Origin of the sequence: Mycobacterium persicum (assembly GCF_002086915.1) — a bacterium.
In the GTDB taxonomy this organism is placed as follows: domain Bacteria; phylum Actinomycetota; class Actinomycetes; order Mycobacteriales; family Mycobacteriaceae; genus Mycobacterium; species Mycobacterium persicum.
Genome location: NZ_MWQA01000001.1, coordinates 2,876,103 through 2,891,122, shown reverse-complemented (window position 1 = coordinate 2,891,122; position 15,020 = coordinate 2,876,103). Strand labels below are relative to the sequence as shown.

The 15,020-nt window shown below is 66.0% G+C and carries 15 protein-coding genes and 1 pseudogene; 9 read left to right on the top strand and 7 right to left on the bottom strand.

Annotation, left to right across the window (positions count from 1 at the left end):
- Positions 1-184: 184 nt before the first annotated feature.
- Positions 185-1,009, bottom strand: a complete 825-nt coding sequence (locus B4U45_RS13245) for a glycoside hydrolase family 25 domain-containing protein (protein WP_219859411.1) — start codon at positions 1,007-1,009, stop codon at positions 185-187.
- A gap of 104 nt (positions 1,010-1,113) precedes the next feature.
- Here B4U45_RS13245 and B4U45_RS13240 point away from each other — a divergent pair, with 104 nt between their 5' ends.
- The 5 genes from B4U45_RS13240 to B4U45_RS13220 all read left to right on the top strand — a co-directional run bounded on the left by B4U45_RS13240 (position 1,114) and on the right by B4U45_RS13220 (position 4,399).
- Positions 1,114-1,527 carry an MmcQ/YjbR family DNA-binding protein gene (locus tag B4U45_RS13240; RefSeq protein ID WP_075549677.1) on the top strand — a complete coding sequence of 138 codons (414 nt, stop codon included), beginning with the start codon at positions 1,114-1,116 and terminating at the stop codon, positions 1,525-1,527.
- Positions 1,528-1,640: 113 nt separating this feature from the next.
- Positions 1,641-1,892 carry a hypothetical protein gene (locus tag B4U45_RS13235; protein ID WP_075549668.1) on the top strand — a complete coding sequence of 84 codons (252 nt, stop codon included), beginning with the start codon at positions 1,641-1,643 and terminating at the stop codon, positions 1,890-1,892.
- Positions 1,893-1,903: 11 nt separating this feature from the next.
- Positions 1,904-2,059 (top strand): DUF6131 family protein, encoded by a 156-nt coding sequence (locus B4U45_RS13230; protein ID WP_023368814.1) that lies wholly within the window; start codon positions 1,904-1,906, stop codon positions 2,057-2,059.
- A gap of 152 nt (positions 2,060-2,211) precedes the next feature.
- Positions 2,212-2,916 (top strand): response regulator transcription factor, encoded by a 705-nt coding sequence (locus B4U45_RS13225; RefSeq protein WP_075549678.1) that lies wholly within the window; start codon positions 2,212-2,214, stop codon positions 2,914-2,916.
- Positions 2,894-4,399 (top strand): sensor histidine kinase, encoded by a 1,506-nt coding sequence (locus B4U45_RS13220; RefSeq protein WP_219859410.1) that lies wholly within the window; start codon positions 2,894-2,896, stop codon positions 4,397-4,399. The genes B4U45_RS13225 and B4U45_RS13220 overlap by 23 nt, the downstream gene beginning before the upstream one ends.
- Before the next feature lie 17 nt (positions 4,400-4,416).
- Here B4U45_RS13220 and B4U45_RS13215 read toward each other — a convergent pair whose 3' ends face one another.
- Entirely contained in the window at positions 4,417-4,902 is a 486-nt protein-coding gene (locus tag B4U45_RS13215; RefSeq protein ID WP_075549679.1) for a lipoprotein LpqH, read from the bottom strand.
- Between the two features lie 169 nt (positions 4,903-5,071).
- Between B4U45_RS13215 and B4U45_RS13210 the strand changes: the two genes are divergently transcribed.
- Positions 5,072-6,952, top strand: coding sequence for an alkyl/aryl-sulfatase (locus tag B4U45_RS13210; RefSeq protein WP_075549670.1), 1,881 nt, complete (start codon positions 5,072-5,074; stop codon positions 6,950-6,952).
- Between the two features lie 264 nt (positions 6,953-7,216).
- Here B4U45_RS13210 and B4U45_RS13205 read toward each other — a convergent pair whose 3' ends face one another.
- Genes B4U45_RS13205 through B4U45_RS13190 form a run of 4 tightly spaced genes read right to left on the bottom strand, consistent with a single transcriptional unit; the run spans position 7,217 to position 11,330 of the window.
- Positions 7,217-8,188, bottom strand: coding sequence for an NADPH:quinone oxidoreductase family protein (locus tag B4U45_RS13205; RefSeq protein WP_075549671.1), 972 nt, complete (start codon positions 8,186-8,188; stop codon positions 7,217-7,219).
- Between the two features lie 13 nt (positions 8,189-8,201).
- Complete coding sequence (locus tag B4U45_RS13200; RefSeq protein ID WP_075549672.1) at positions 8,202-9,515, bottom strand: acyl-CoA dehydrogenase family protein; 1,314 nt, start codon at positions 9,513-9,515, stop codon at positions 8,202-8,204.
- A 17-nt stretch (positions 9,516-9,532) separates the two neighbouring features.
- Positions 9,533-10,297, bottom strand: coding sequence for an SDR family NAD(P)-dependent oxidoreductase (locus tag B4U45_RS13195; protein WP_083156080.1), 765 nt, complete (start codon positions 10,295-10,297; stop codon positions 9,533-9,535).
- Between the two features lies 1 nt (position 10,298).
- On the bottom strand, positions 10,299-11,330 hold the full coding sequence (locus B4U45_RS13190) for a phosphotransferase family protein (protein WP_075549674.1): 1,032 nt from the start codon (positions 11,328-11,330) through the stop codon (positions 10,299-10,301).
- Positions 11,331-11,415: 85 nt separating this feature from the next.
- Here B4U45_RS13190 and B4U45_RS13185 point away from each other — a divergent pair, with 85 nt between their 5' ends.
- Both B4U45_RS13185 and B4U45_RS13180 read left to right on the top strand, forming a co-directional pair.
- On the top strand, positions 11,416-12,069 hold the full coding sequence (locus tag B4U45_RS13185) for a histidine phosphatase family protein (protein ID WP_075549675.1): 654 nt from the start codon (positions 11,416-11,418) through the stop codon (positions 12,067-12,069).
- A 9-nt stretch (positions 12,070-12,078) separates the two neighbouring features.
- Positions 12,079-13,131 carry a phosphotransferase family protein gene (locus B4U45_RS13180; RefSeq protein ID WP_075549676.1) on the top strand — a complete coding sequence of 351 codons (1,053 nt, stop codon included), beginning with the start codon at positions 12,079-12,081 and terminating at the stop codon, positions 13,129-13,131.
- 14 nt (positions 13,132-13,145) lie between these two features.
- Here the strand turns inward: B4U45_RS13180 and B4U45_RS13175 are convergent.
- A pseudogene (locus B4U45_RS13175) lies at positions 13,146-14,164 on the bottom strand (phospholipase C); the annotation flags it as partial.
- 163 nt (positions 14,165-14,327) lie between these two features.
- Between B4U45_RS13175 and B4U45_RS29260 the strand changes: the two are divergent.
- On the top strand, positions 14,328-15,020 hold a 693-nt coding region (locus B4U45_RS29260), incomplete at its 3' end, for a PE family protein (protein ID WP_244899368.1).

Here is a 15,020-nt window from a genome sequence, read left to right as displayed (position 1 = left end):
GAAATCCCGGCAATGGTGGCCTCGACGGCGTCAGTGGCGTCAGCGGCCTGCTGTTCGGCAGCCTAGGGTAGCAACCGCCGACGGCGTTTGGCCGCACCGGCGTTCGCCCGGACACCTGGCCCGAAGACGCGGTAAGCGTAAGCCCCGCAACGGTTTTCGGCACCGGCGATGAAGTTGCCGCGGCCTACTCCGCCAGCATGCCTGCCACGTCGTCCTTGATCGCCGCGATCGCGTCGACGGGGGTGAGGTTCTGGCCTTGGCTGTTCTGGCCGAGTTGCGGCCAGCCGGCGCCGTGGGGCCCGCGCAGTTGATCCCAGATCTCGCGGACCTTGGTCAACAGCTCGGCCTGCTCCTCGTCGGTGAGCGCCATCAGCGGTCCTCCGTTCGCTGTGATGCCGCAGGCGGCGGCGAATTGCCGTGGTGTCAGTCCGTCGGCTGAGTTCATGTCGCACCGGCCAAAAGGCGGGCAGCCCTGTGGCAGATTCGGGCTGTAACCCGAGCCGTCGGTGTACTGGTGGGCGACCTGGCCGGGAAGGTGGGGATTGGAGCCATACCCGGCCGCGATCACCCGCAGGCCGGCTGGACGCACCCGCCACATACTCCAGAAGTCATATGCGTTGGCATAGCCGATGATTCGCCTGGGCGAACCGGCGTAATCGGCCAGGTTCCAATACAAATGGTTGATCCACGCCGACCCGTCGCCCGGCGGGTTTCCGCCCGATTCGACGTCGAGCATCAATGCCACCCGCTGGTGCAAGCCGCCTTCGGCGTCGATCATGGCGCGCACGGTATTGGCGTTGGCCTGCCAATTCGGACGGACGTAGGTGTAAACGATCCCCAAGGTCAAACGCCCGCTGTCCAAGGCGGCTCGCATCCAGGCATAGTTGCGCGCGAAGTTGTGATCGCGATAGGTGCCGTCGCAAACCCGAATGGACAGCACCCGATAGGGATATGAGTCGTCAACCGGCACTTGATATTCGGATACGTCGGCGAACAATGTATCAGGCACGGCCCCCTAATCCCCGTCTACCACAAGGCTTGTCGCCCATGGTACAGATCCCGTTCATGGAAGTCGGGCAGGCCGGGCGAGTGTCAGCGGGTATTGTCGCCGTCATGGCTGACCGCCCCGCCACCGTTGGCGACGTGCACCGGATCGCCGCGTCGATGCCACACGTCAACCGGGTGGCCGGGCCGCAGGGCAACCCCATCTACCAGGTGGGCGGCAAGTCGTTCGTGTACTTTCGCACCCCGCGGCCGGACGCGACCGACCCGGACACCGGTGAGCGCTACACCGACGTCATCATCCTGTGGGTGGAGTCCGAGGCCGACAAGCTGGCCCTGACCCAGGATCCGGCGTCACCGTTTTTCACCACCCCCCACTTCGACGGACATTTGTCGGTGCTGGTCCGGGCCGGTCGATTGGCGGAAATCGGCACCACCGAACTGGCCGAACTGATCCAGGACGCCTGGCTGTCACGCGCCTCGAAGCGGCGCGCGGCACAGTGGCTCGATGCCCAACACCGGTAGTTTGCCAGCCCGCGGAAATTCCGACCGCTAATTCGCAGGGGTTCGCTTCGGCGCGATGTTTGAACATGCGTGCAACGGGTATCTCAGGTCTGCGGGATTTTTCTCGACACACAATGGAGGTCACCATGCGTGGGCGCGGAGTTGTCGGGGCGATTGTGCTCGTGTGGTTAATCATCGGAGTCTTCGCGACGTGGCAGCGAGGCTACTTCAAAGGTGAGCAAACAAGTTGCGCTTCAGCGGGAACCGTTGCGGTGACGGTGATCGCGGGCCCCCTGAATTACCTGGGTGTCAACCCGAAAGTAACAAATTGCCATTTGCCGCAGCCCAGCTCAATGCAGCAGGGCGATCACATCCCCTCGATGTAAAGGAAGTCGCCATGATCGTCGTCGGTGCCATCTTGCTCATTCTCGGATTCGTGTTCGGCATCCATTTGCTGACGGTGCTCGGGATCATCTTGCTGGTGATCGGAGCCGTGCTCTGGGCTCTGGGCTCCATGGGGCGCCCGGTCGCCGGCCGGCGGTACTGGTACTAGCGCCCGGCGCCCGACATCGCGTGGCCGCCAGAGCCCACGGTGGCCACGCGATCTTTCACAGCTTGCGCATAGCAACGGCATAGCGTCGGCCTAGTGCGGTGCGGATACTGGGAACCGTGACGAGCCCGCGACCACCGGCCGAGCGGGTCGTCATGTCCCGCGCCGACGGACAACCGATCAGTGTCCTGGTCGTTGACGACGAACCCGTTCTCGCCGAAATGGTTTCGATGGCGTTGCGCTATGAGGGCTGGAATGTCACCACGGCGCAAGACGGCGCATCGGCGATCGCGGCGGCCCGCGCCGCGCGGCCCGACGTCGTCGTACTCGACGTGATGCTGCCCGACATGAGCGGCCTGGAGGTGCTGCACACGTTGCGCCGGGAGAATCCTCGCCTGCCGGTACTGCTGTTGACGGCCAAGGACGCGGTGGAAGACCGCATCGCCGGATTGACCGCAGGCGGCGACGACTACGTCACCAAACCGTTCAGCATCGAGGAGGTCGTGCTGCGGCTGCGCGCGCTGCTGCGGCGCACCGGCGTCACCACCGTCGACAGCGGTGCCCAACTCGTGGTCGGAGATCTGGTGCTCGACGAGGACAGTCACGAGGTGGCCCGCGCCGGCGAACCGATCTCCTTGACCTCCACCGAGTTCGAGCTACTGCGCTTCATGATGCGCAACTCGAAGCGGGTGCTGAGCAAGGCCCAGATCCTGGACCGAGTATGGAGCTACGATTTCGGCGGCCGGTCCAACATCGTCGAGTTGTACATCTCCTACCTGCGCAAAAAGATCGACAACGGTCGCGCACCCATGATCCACACGCTGCGCGGCGCGGGCTATGTCCTCAAACCGGCCGGTTAACGCTCCGCGGGCCTGGTCATTGCGCCTGCGACTGCTGGTCGGACAGGTCGTCGTTCTGGTGCTGGTCTGTATCGGAATCACCGCGGCCACCGAACTGGCCCTGCGCCACCATCTGGTGACGCAGCTCGATGGCCAGCTCGGCGGGGCTTCCTACCGCTCGGCGTTGCTGTACCCCGAGCCGCCGCGCCGGCACGAACCGCGCTACGTGCGGACCGGCCCCGGCCCCAGGTTTCTCGACGCGCCCGGCCAGCCGGCCGGCTTGGTCGCGGCAGTGGTCAGCAACGGCAAGACGATCGACGCCGGCTACCTTACCGGCAGTGGTGCCCGGGCCGCGCTGAGCGACAACGCCCAGGCGCAGCTGGCCGCGATCGCGGGCAGCCGCACGCCGGTGACCCTGAACCTCGACGGCCTGGGTCGCTACCGGGTGGTTGCGGCCCCGAGCCGAAACCGCACCGACGTCATCGTCACCGGCCTGTCGATGTCGGGCATCGACGCCACGATGCTGCGGATGCTGGTCATGTTCGGCATCGTCACCGCGGTCGCGCTGCTCGCCGCCACCACCGCCGGGGCGATGATCATCCGGCGGGCGCTGGCGCCGCTGCGGCGGGTCGCCCAAACCGCGACCGAAGTCGTCGATTTGCCGTTGGACCGGGGCGAAGTCGCATTGCCGGTCCGGGTGTCCGACACCGACGCGAACCCCTACACCGAGGTGGGTCAACTGGGGTCGGCCCTGAACCGGATGCTCGACCATATCGCCGCCGCATTGTCGACGCGGCAGGCCAGCGAAACCCGGGTGCGCCAGTTCGTCGCCGACGCCAGTCACGAGCTGCGCACCCCGCTGGCGGCGATTCGAGGCTATACCGAACTCGCGCAACGCATGAGCGACGACCGGGAAGCGGTGGCTCATGCCATGAGCCGGGTGGCTTCGGAGACCGAGCGGATAACTCGTCTCGTCGAGGACCTGCTGCTACTGGCCCGCCTGGACTCCGGACGGCCGCTGGAACGTGAACCAGTGGACCTTTCGCGCTTGGCGGTTGACGCGGTCAGCGACGCCCACATCGCGGGCCCGGATCACAAGTGGGAGCTGGACTTGCCGCCGGAGCCGGTGGTGGTCACCGGTGACGGCGCACGATTGCACCAGGTGATAGCCAACCTGCTTGCCAACGCCCGCATCCACACCGGTCCCGGCACGGTGGTGACGACCCGATTGACTGTCGAGCCGTCGCACGCCGTGCTGCGGGTGGTCGACAACGGCCCGGGCATTCCGCCACGACTGCAGTCGGAGGTATTCGAGCGGTTCGCTCGCGGGGACAGCTCTCGCTCCCGCAAGGGCGGCAGCACCGGGTTGGGTCTGGCGATCGCATCTGCAGTTGTCAAGGCCCACAACGGGACCATCCCCGTCAACAGCTCGCCCGGGCGTACCGAGTCCGCGGTGCGGTTGCCACTCGCCGGGTGGCAACCGCCCGCATCGTCACCCTGTTGAATGCCCTGCCCCCGGGGTTAGGGGCAGGTGACGTCGATTTCGAACGGCTTGTTCACCGGCTGCATCGGGTTGGCCATGTCGACGCCGGTCGCGGTGCCGGTGATCTTGTAGGTGCTGCCGCTCTTGCTTGCCTCGGCTTTACCCTGTCCGGTGCCGGAGGTGTATCCGAGGGTCACGCCGTTGACGTTGCCCAGGCCGACCGACTTCACCTCGGGCGGGTTGGCGTCGGTGAGCACGGCGGCGATGCCGGTGGCTGCCCCACCGATCGCGATGTTGACGTTGCCGGCGGCCGTCGTGCAGACGACCGAGCCGGTCACGTGCTGGTCCTGACCGTCGATGATGACCTTCGTTCCCGCGGCCCCGCCGCCACCGCCGGTGCTTGTCGAGGTGGCGCCGCTGGTGGAGCTTCCGCCGCCACTGGTCGATTTGTTGCTCGAACATCCGGAAAGGCCCGCGGCCAGAATAGCCGCTCCGGCTACCGCCACCGTCAGTCCACGCTTCACCTGTGCTCCTTTGCCGTCGTAGCGATCCACTGGCTTTGAGGACCGCCCCGGCAGTATGCAAGCTAACCGGACGAAGGTCTAGGGTCCTAAGCAACTATTTCTATCCTCTATATTTCCTGTTAGTCACTTGAGAGCATCTTCCGGCGACCGTCGCGTTAATGGCAAGGTATTGCCGGTGAACGTCAAACCCCCTTCTGCGGCCATCGAGTCCGCCCATCGCGAATATGTTCCCGCAAGCGATGACACAACTGACTTCGACAATGCCGATCGTGGATTCATTGCGGCATTGTCCCCGTGCGTCATCAAGTCGGCCGACGGCCGTGTGGTTTGGGACAACGACGCGTATTCATTCCTGCGCGGACCCGCGCCGACATCGGTGCATCCCAGCCTGTGGCGGCAATCGAGACTGGCCGCCAAACAAGGCTTGTTCGAAGTGGTGCCGGGTATCTATCAGGTCCGCGGCTTCGATATTTCCAATATCAGCTTCGTCGAAGGCGATACCGGCATCATCGTCATCGATCCGCTGGTGTCCACCGAGGTCGCTGCCGCGGCGCTGGATTTGTATCGCACCCACCGCGGCGGTGACCGCCCCGTCGTCGCGGTGATCTACACCCACAGCCACGTCGATCATTTCGGGGGCGTGCTGGGCGTCACCTCACAGGCCGACGTCGACGCCGGAAAGGTCTCGGTGCTGGCCCCGGAAGGTTTCACCGCGCACGCCGTCCAGGAGAACATCTACGCCGGCGGCGCCATGATGCGTCGCGCCGGCTACATGTATGGCTCCTACTTGCCGCGCGGCCCTCAGGGGCAGGTGGGCTGCGGTCTGGGGCAGACACTTTCGACCGGTGAGGTGTCGCTCATCGTGCCGACCGTCGACGTCAGGCGGACCGGCGAAACACACACCATCGACGGGGTGGAGATCGAATTCCAGATGGCCCCGGGCAGCGAAGCCCCCGCCGAAATGCACTTCTATTTCCCGCGCTTCCGCGCACTGTGCATGGCCGAGAACGCCACCCACAACTTGCACAACCTGCTGACGTTGCGCGGGGCGCTGGTGCGCGATCCGCGTGCCTGGTCGGGGTATCTCACCGAAGCGATCGAGACGTTCGCTGATCGCGCCGACGTCGTGTTCGCCTCACACCACTGGCCAACCTGGGGGCACGACAACATCGTCGGGTACTTGTCGCAGCAACGCGACATGTATTCCTATCTGCACGATCAGACGCTGCGGCTGCTGAACCAGGGGTACACCGGTGTCGAGATCGCCGAAATGTTCCAGATGCCGCCGGCGCTGGAGCGGGCATGGCACACCCACGGCTACTACGGGTCGGTCAGCCACAACGTGAAGGCGATCTACCAGCGCTACATGGGCTGGTTCGACGGCAACCCCGGCCGGTTGTGGCCGTACCCGCCGGAAGCCATCGCCCCCCGTTACGTCGAGGCGATGGGAGGGATCGACCGAGTCGTCGAGCTGGCCGGTAAAGCCGTTGCTGATGGCGACTTCCGCTGGGCGGCAACGCTTCTCGATCATGCGGTGTTCACCGACAGCAACCACGCAGCGGCCCGGCAACTCTACGCCGACACCCTGGAGCAGCTTGCCTACGGTGCGGAGAATGCGACCTGGCGTAACTTCTTTCTGTCCGGGGCGACGGAGCTTCGGGACGGCAACCTCGGCACGTCGGGGCAGGCGCCGTCGCCGACGTTCTTCGACCAGCTGACCCTGGACCAGATCTTCGATGTCGTGGCCATCAGCATCAACGGCCCGCGTGCCTGGGACCTGGACCTCGCGATCGACTTCAGCTTCACCGAGCCAGCGGAAAATTATCGGTTGACCCTGCGCAACGGTGTGCTGATTCATCGCAGGGTCGCCGCCGATCCCGCGACGGCGAACGCGACCGTGACGGTAGGCGACAAGGTTCGGCTGGTTAACGCGGCGCTCGGCGACATCAGTTCACCGGGTTTCGAGGTATCCGGAGACGAGACGGTGCTGCAGACCTTCTTGAGTGTCCTCGATAGGCCCAATCCGGCTTTCAACATCGTCACGCCCTAGCTTCGTCCGGCCGCTGGTGGCGCCGAGTGTGCGCCGGTGGCGTCGAGTGAGCCGTCAGGGCGGTCCGCCGTCGACATTTCCGCCCTACATGCACGCTCGAAGCCGTCATCGCACACTCGATGCGACGGAATGACAACCGGCTCGGTGAGCGCGTGAGACATCCAAGGCTGCGCACGAGGACATCGTCGGCCAGCAGGTCCTTGGCCACCTCGAATTTTCGAGCGAAACCGCTGAAACTCCTGTGGCACAGGTAAAACCGGTATGTCAGGCGACGTCGATGACGACCTTGCCCAGCACCTTGCGATCGGACACGTAGCGCAGGGCCGCGGCGGTGTCGGCCAACGGGAACCGCGCGCCGATGTAGGGCCGGATCTTGCCGGCACCGAATAGCTGCGCCAGCTCGCCGAGGTCACGGTTGGCCTCGGCGGGGTGGTCGCTGGCAAAGGTACGAATCTCCATGCCCCGCAGCGTGATATCTTTCAGCAGCACAAGATTCAGCGGAATCGTCGGGATGGTGCCAGCCGCGTAGCCGAGGGTGACGAACATCCCGCCGCGGGCCAGGCCACGCAATGCCGGCTCCGAGTACCGGCCGCCGACGGGGTCGATCACCACCCGCGCGCTGTCGCCGGTGAGCTCGCGAATGCGCGCCTTCAGATCCTCGCGGTCGTAGTCGACGGTCGCCTGCGCGCCGCGCCGGGCGCACAGCTCCAGCTTCTCCGGGCTGGAGGCCGCCGCCAGCACGCGGGCACCCATGGCGACCGCCAGATCGACGGCGGCCAGACCCACGCCCCCGGCGGCGCCCAATACCACCACCCAATCCCCTTCTGACACTTGCCCAACCGAGCGTAAGGCGTGGTACGCGGTTCGATAGGTGACCCCGAAGGCGGCGGCCGAAGCCAGGTCGGCGTCGTCGGGAACGAGCGTTGCCGACGACGCGTCCAGGAGCGCCCGCTCGGCGAATGCCCCGACGGCGGTGGTCCCGAAAACCCGCTGCCCGGGCACAAATGGCGCCCCCGCGCCGGCGGTCAGCACCTCGCCGGCGAGCTCGCTGCCCGGTGTGAACGGCACCGGGATCCGGATCTGGTATTTGCCGGCGATCAACAGCACGTCGGGAAAGTTGACCGAGGCGGCGTGCACCCGCACCAGGAGCTGGCCGGGTCCCGGGACCGGGTCTGGAAGCTCGCGGACAACCAAGTCCTCGGGCGGACCGTACGCACGGCAGACGACCGCGCGCATCAACCGGCCCCGTTCACAACGAAAGCGAAGAGGGAAGGGCCGGAACGTGATCCACGAGGTCGCCATACTTGGCACGGGCGGCCTCACGGCGCACGTCCAGCATTTCGCTGGGCCGCTCGGCGTCTTCGGCGTCGTAGTTCTTCAGCAGCAGCCGGGCCAGGTTGACCTTGTGCGCTTCGGTGGGCCCGTCGGCCAGGCCGAGCGCCACCCCGCCGAGCAGGACGTTGACCAGCGGCAGCTGATCGGTGGTGCCCAACGCGCCGTGCACCTGGATGGCGCGTAGCCCAATCGATTTGAGCACTTGCGACGCGAGGATCTTGCAGGCGCCGATCTCGGCTCGCGCCGCATGCTCGCCGGCGGTGTCGATCAGCCAGGCCGCATGCAGCACCGCCAGCCGAAACGGCATCAGCTCGGTGTAGGAGTCGGCGATGAACGCCTGCACCAGTTGTTTGTCGGCCAACGAACTCCCCTGGGTAAAGCGGCTTTTCGCCCGGCGTGACATCATCTCGATGGCGCGTTGCGCCATCCCGATCGAGCGCATCGCGTGATGCAACCGGCCACCGGCGAGCCGGGTCTGCAGGATCAGGAAGCCCTGTCCGGGTTCGCCCAGCAGCGCGTCCGGTCCCACCCGCACCCCGTCGTATCGCACCAGGGAATGTCCGGGTTCGTGCGGAAGCGCCCCGACCACATGGTGGTTGGCTTCAACCGTCAACCCATCGGTTCCGGCCGGGACCAGGAATGTCGAGGCGCCCCGATGTACGGGCACATCAGGATCGGTGATCGCCACGACGATAAAGAACGATGCGACGGAGGCGTTGGACGAGAAGTACTTTCGCCCGGTGATCACCCAACCGTCACCGTCGCGGACGGCGCGGGTGGTGAACACCCGCGGGTCGGCGCCGCCTTGGGGTTCGGTCATGGAGAAGCAGGAGAAGATCTCACCGGAAAGCAGGCCTCGCAGGTAGCGGTCCTTCTGCTCCTGGGTGCCGAAGCGCGCGATGATTTCGGCGTTGCCGGTGTCGGGTGCCTGGGTGCCGAACACGATCGGCGCCCACGAGCTGCGGCCCAGGATCTCGTTGATCAGCGTCAGCTTCACCGCGCCGAAGCCCTGCCCGCCCAGTTCTGGACTCAAATGCGGTGCCCACAGGCCCTGGTCGCGAACCTGCTGCTTGAGCGGGTCGACGATCCGCCGTCGTTGGTCGTCGAGTGGCAGGAACTCGCAGCCGGGGAACAGCACTTCGAGGGGTTCCACCTCGTCGCGCACGAATCCGCGAATCCAGTCGAGTTTCTTCTCGAATTCCGGTTCGGTGGAGAAGTCCCAAGGCACGCGAATGCTCCTATCTCTCAGGGGATTCCACCGTCGGCCCGGACAATCGAGCCGGTGGTGAAACTGGACGCGTCGGAGGCGAGAAACAGTGCGGCGCCGACGATCTCGGATGGATTTCCGGCCCTGCGCAACGAAAGATGCCCGAACGGATTCTGGGTTGCCTGCTCCAGATTCCAGGCCTTGCTGATATCGGTCAGAAACGGTCCGGCCATCAGGGTGTTGACCCGCACCGATGGTCCGAACGCCCGGGCGAATCCCTCGGTCATCGCGTTGAGTCCCGCCTTGGCGGCGGCGTAGGGGATGATGTCGGCGCCCGGCCGCAGCGACCCGGTGGAGCTGACGTTGATGATCGACCCGCGCCCGGCCGCCACCATCCGTTCGCCGACGAGTGCCGACAACCGGAACGGCCCTTTGAGGTTGAGGTTGACCACGGCGTCGAACAGCTTCTCGGTGACGTCGGTGAGCTTGTCGTACAGCGGTGACATGCCGGCGTTGTTGATCAGCGTGTCGACCTTGCCGAACCGGTCGTAGGCCGCCGCGACCAGCCCGTCGAGCTGGTCCCAGCGGCCCACATGCACCTGGTAAGCCATCGCGGCGCGCCCGGTCTCGGCCTCGATCTTGGTGGCGGTGGCCACGCAGTTGTCCAGGTTGCGGCTGGCGATCACCACGTCGGCACCGCAGCGGGCGAGCGCGAAAGCCATTTCGCGGCCCAATCCGCGGCTGCCGCCGGTGATCAGCGCCACCTGCCCGGTGAGGTCGAAAAGCTGCTCCGCATAACCCATTTCAGCGAGCCCCGGCGAGTTCGGCCGCGGTGGCGATGAGCTGGGGCACCATCGTCGCGAAGGTTTGGTTGAGCGTGGTGTCGACCTGCCCCGCGCGGACCCCCGCCGCGTACGTCTTCTCCAGCACGATCCCCAGTTTCCAGTTGGCCAGCACCAGGTAGTAGTCGATGCTCTCGGTGGACAGTCCGCTGATCGCCTCGTAGTGCGCCAGCAATTCACCGCGTCTGGGCATGCCGCGCATGTCGAGATAGAAGCCATCGGCGCGCGGCTCGTCGCCGTCATAACCCAGTAGCGCCCACGCCAGGTCCAGCAGCGGATCACCCACCGTCGTCATCTCCCAATCGACGATCGCAGCCAGCCGGGCCGGCGCCCCGTGCGCGAACATGACGTTGGCGAATTGATAGTCCCCGTGCATGATGCCCGGCGTGTAGTGCGCGGGGCGGTTGCGGCGCAGCCAGTCGGCGGCCTGCTGCAGGCCGGGTAATTCGCGCACCTGATAGGCGGCCAGGAAACCCAGCCAGCGATCGACCTGCCGTTCATGGAAACCGTCCGGACGGCCGAACCCGTCGAGACCTTGGGCGCGCCAGTCCACTCGCCCCAGCTTGGCGGCACCCTCGACCAGCTGGAACGCCAGCCCGCGCCGGGCGTCCAGGTCGGTGTCGAACGGCGCCTGCCACCCACCGTCCATGGGACTCCAGCCGTCGACGGCCGCCATCACGTAGAACGGCTTGCCCAGCACCGAACCGGTCTCGTCGGCGCCGATCAACTCGGCATGCGGCACGTCGGTGCCCGACAACGCCCGCACCAGCCGGATTTCCCGCAGTAACCCGTCGACCCGGCCCGCGTCCGCCCGGGGGCCGGGCATCCGCAGCACCCTGCGTTGATCGCCGCGCCGAATCAGGTACAGCGTGTTCTGGGACCCGCCGCTCAGCTGCTCGAGTTCCGGCTCCGCACCGCCGCCCGGTGCGCCATTTACGTCGAGCCAACGACCGATCACGCCCGCGTCCAGCTGCGTTCCGCTGACAGTCGTCATGGGCCGCACACCCGCTCTCGGCTCGGAGAATTACATTCTCAAGCGGCATCGTAGCGCCGGGCAGGCCGCGTGTAAGGCTTGGCCCATGCAACTGCTTCTGGTCCGGCATGCGTTGCCGCTGCGCAGCGAACACGGCGAAGGTTCGGATCCGGACCTGTCGGACACCGGCATAGCCCAGGTGGCGCGACTACCCGAGGCGCTGGCCAGGTTCCCCATCTCGCGGGTGGTGAGCAGCCCACAGCGCCGCGCCATCCAGACCGCCGAGCCGGTCGCGGCGGCGCTTGACCTGTCGGTCGACATCGACGACCGATTCGCCGAATATGATCGCGACCTTCCGCTGTACATCCCGGTCGAACAGATCCGTGCGGAAAACCCACAGGAATGGGCGCGGATGGCTCAGGGGCAGCTGCCCAGTGCCGTCGACGAAGATGCCTTCCGCGCGCGGGTCCGCGCGGCCGTCGACGACGTCGTCGTCTCCGCCGATCCGGACGAGACCGTCGCGGCGTTCAGCCACGGCGGGGTGATCAACGTGGTGCTGCACGAGATCCTGGGAACGGCACGCCTGTTGTCATTCCCCATCGACTACGCCTCGGTGACCCGGCTGTTGTTCTCCCGATCTGGTCAGGCGACGGTGGTGACGGTCAATGCGACCGAACATGTGTGGGACCTATTGCCCCGGAACCGGCGCCTGCTCGGCGATGATGCAGGCCGTGCGGGGCCGGGCAATCAGCGGTGGTAAACAAGTTCGGTGACTTCGGATCACGGACTCGACGGCCTCGACCTGGCCGCACTGGACGGATATCTGCGTTCGCTCGGCGCCGAGCGCGCCGGTGAGTTACGCGGTGAGTTGATCTCCGGCGGCCGCTCCAACCTCACCTTCCGGGTCTGCGACGATGCGACGAGTTGGCTGGTGCGGCGCCCTCCGCTGCACGGGCTGACGCCGTCGGCCCACGATATGGTCCGCGAGTACCGGGTCGTTGCGGCACTGCAGGACACACCGGTGCCGGTGGCGCGCACCATCGCGCTGTGCCGGGACGACTCGGTGCTGGGCGCCCCGTTTCAGATCGTCGAATTCGTGGCCGGGCAGGTGGTGCGCCGGCGCGCTCAGCTCGAAGCGTTCGGCAGTCGCGTCATCGACCGCTGCGTCGACGCACTGATCCGGGTGCTGGTCGACTTGCACAGCGTCGACCCGAATGCGGTCGGGCTCGGCGATTTCGGTAGACCCGACGGCTACCTGGAACGGCAGGTGCGCCGCTGGGGTTCGCAATGGGACCTGGTGCGCCTGCCCGACGACCGCCGCGACAACGACGTCGCCAGGCTGCATTCGGCTCTGCAGCAAGCGATTCCGAAGCAAAGCCGAACCTCGATCGTGCACGGTGACTACCGGATCGACAACACCATTCTGGACGCCGACGACCCGACGACGGTGCGCGCGGTGGTGGACTGGGAACTCTCGACGTTGGGGGACCCGCTGTCCGACGCGGCCCTGATGTGCGTCTACCGCGACCCCGCGCTGGATCTGATCGTCAACGCGCAGGCTGCCTGGACATCGCCGCTGCTGCCGACCGCCGACGAACTGGCCGACCGGTATTCGTTGGTCTCCGGGATGTCGCTGGGGCATTGGGAGTTCTACATGGCGCTGGGCTACTTCAAGCTGGCCATCATCGCGGCCGGCATCGATTTCCGCAGGCGCATGTCAGAGCTCGCCGGCGGCCAAGCCGATTCCGTCGACGACGCGCCCGACGTGGTGTCGCCGCTGATCTCGCGCGGCCTGGCCGAGATCACCAAGCCGATGGTGTAATTCAGGGCCTCAGTTCAGCATGGACCGCTGGGAATGCCGCGACTGGGCGAGGTTTCCTGGGGGGGCATGACTTGCGGATACGGCACCTTGTAGGGAATTGCTACCGAGGGTAGTTCAAGTGTTCCTCCCAATATGGCGTTGGGGACACACTGCGGCAGCGCCTTGAGCGCTTGCAGGCCAGGACGGCCCAAATTGGGTCTAGACGGGTTCGGCGGGATGGCGAAGTTGAAGGTCGAAGTCATATCCCCGGTGACGCTTCGCCGCCAAGGGGTCAGGTTCGGCACCGGCACGCCAAAACGCGTTTCGAGCAATCGCAGTTGTGAGGTGTGGTCGAACGTATCGTGGACCATGAGGCCGCTGCGGCTGTAAGGAGAGATGACCATGCATGGCACGCGGTAGCCCAAACCGATCGGCCCTCGTATGCCGCCGGATCCGTCGACTTTGTTGATGTCGACACTGTTGGATATCCATTCACCGGGTGTACCCGCCGGCGCGGTGGGCGGTACTACATGGTCGAAGAAAGTGCCGCATTCGTCATAGCTGACGATCAGCGCGGTCTTTTCCCAAACCGCCGGATTTGACAGCAATATATCGCCACAGCGCCCGCCGACACGGGTAACGAGGGATGCTCGGAGAACACATATCCAGGAACCAGCCAGGAAACGTTGGGCAGCTTATTTTCTAGTACGTCGACTGCGAAGTCTATAGGGTAGGCGGGTGCGATCCCGTAGCGAGCTAAATCCGACCTGGGGTCCTGAGCCTGCTTGAAGGATTTGACCCAGCCTTGGATACCAATGCTCACTTCGTTGAGGGGCCCCTTGTTCTGATATACCTTCCAGCTCACCCCGGCGGCGCTGAGATTCTGCGGCATAATGGTCCAGCTGAACTTGCCCACCGGCAGGAATATGGGGTCCGCTAATACCGGCCCGCCCTGCGTGCCATCGGGGTCAATGGTTGCGCTGATCCAGTACAGCCGGTTGGGCGTGGTTCCGGTCAGCATCGAGCTGAAATAGCCATCACAAATTGTGAAGCTTCAGGGGTATTCGGGCTCCGGCCGGCGCCACACGTCGGAAACATAGCTATTTGCAGGTGCGTCCAGGCGGCTTTAGTCACTCAACGCGGCTGTTCCCGAATTTGCCGAAATAGCTGTGAAGCCGTGGTTAAGTGAAGGACGTTGACCACAGTGAGGAGAGCAAATGCCGCACGTGATCGCGTCGCTAGAGATGTTGACGGCGGCCGCAACGGATGTGGCCGGTGTAGGGGCGGCGATCAGTGCGGCCAATGCCGCAGCCGCCGGCCCGACGATGGGGTTAATGGCCGCCGCCGCGGATGAGGTGTCGGCGGCCATCGCGGCATTGTTTTCTGACCACGCGCTGCAGTATCAAGCCCTGAGCGCTCAGGCGGCGGCGTTGCATGACCGGTTCGTGCTGGCGCTGACCGGTGCTGCGGGTGCGTATGCGGCCGCCGAGGCGGCTAACGCTTCGCCGCTGCAGACCCTCGGGCAAGGCACGCTGGCTGCCCTCAATACGCCCGCTGCCGCTGTGTTCGGGCGCCCCTTGATCGGTAACGGCGCCAACGGAGCGCCGGGGAGCGGAGAGGCCGGTGGACCAGGTGGGTTGTTGTTTGGCAACGGCGGCAACGGGGGTTCAGGTTCGCCCGGGAAGGCCGGGGGTGCCGGTGGGTCCGCCGGACTGTTCGGCAACGGTGGGGCCGGTGGCGCCGGCGGTGCCGGCGCGTCAGGCGGCAATGGCGGTACCGGTGGGTGGCTGTGGGGTAGCGGCGGGGCCGGCGGGTCTGGTGGAGCCGCCAGCGGAGCCGGGAATGGCGGGGCCGGCGGGGCCGGAGGCGCCGGCGGCGCACTCATCGCGATCGGCGGGGCCGGTGGGCCC

Bases quoted from the DNA above. Each gene is read 5' to 3' on its own strand.
- B4U45_RS13240 (WP_075549677.1), top strand. From the start codon at position 1,114: ATGGCTGACCGCCCCGCCACCGTTGGCGACGTGCACCGGATCGCCGCG.
- B4U45_RS13205 (WP_075549671.1), bottom strand. From the start codon at position 8,188: ATGCGCGCGGTCGTCTGCCGTGCGTACGGTCCGCCCGAGGACTTGGTT.
- B4U45_RS13220 (WP_219859410.1), top strand. From the start codon at position 2,894: ATGTCCTCAAACCGGCCGGTTAACGCTCCGCGGGCCTGGTCATTGCGC.
- B4U45_RS13185 (WP_075549675.1), top strand. From the start codon at position 11,416: ATGCAACTGCTTCTGGTCCGGCATGCGTTGCCGCTGCGCAGCGAACAC.
- B4U45_RS13195 (WP_083156080.1), bottom strand. From the start codon at position 10,297: ATGGGTTATGCGGAGCAGCTTTTCGACCTCACCGGGCAGGTGGCGCTG.
- B4U45_RS13230 (WP_023368814.1), top strand. From the start codon at position 1,904: ATGATCGTCGTCGGTGCCATCTTGCTCATTCTCGGATTCGTGTTCGGC.
- B4U45_RS13190 (WP_075549674.1), bottom strand. From the start codon at position 11,330: ATGACGACTGTCAGCGGAACGCAGCTGGACGCGGGCGTGATCGGTCGT.
- B4U45_RS13225 (WP_075549678.1), top strand. From the start codon at position 2,212: ATGTCCCGCGCCGACGGACAACCGATCAGTGTCCTGGTCGTTGACGAC.
- B4U45_RS13235 (WP_075549668.1), top strand. From the start codon at position 1,641: ATGGAGGTCACCATGCGTGGGCGCGGAGTTGTCGGGGCGATTGTGCTC.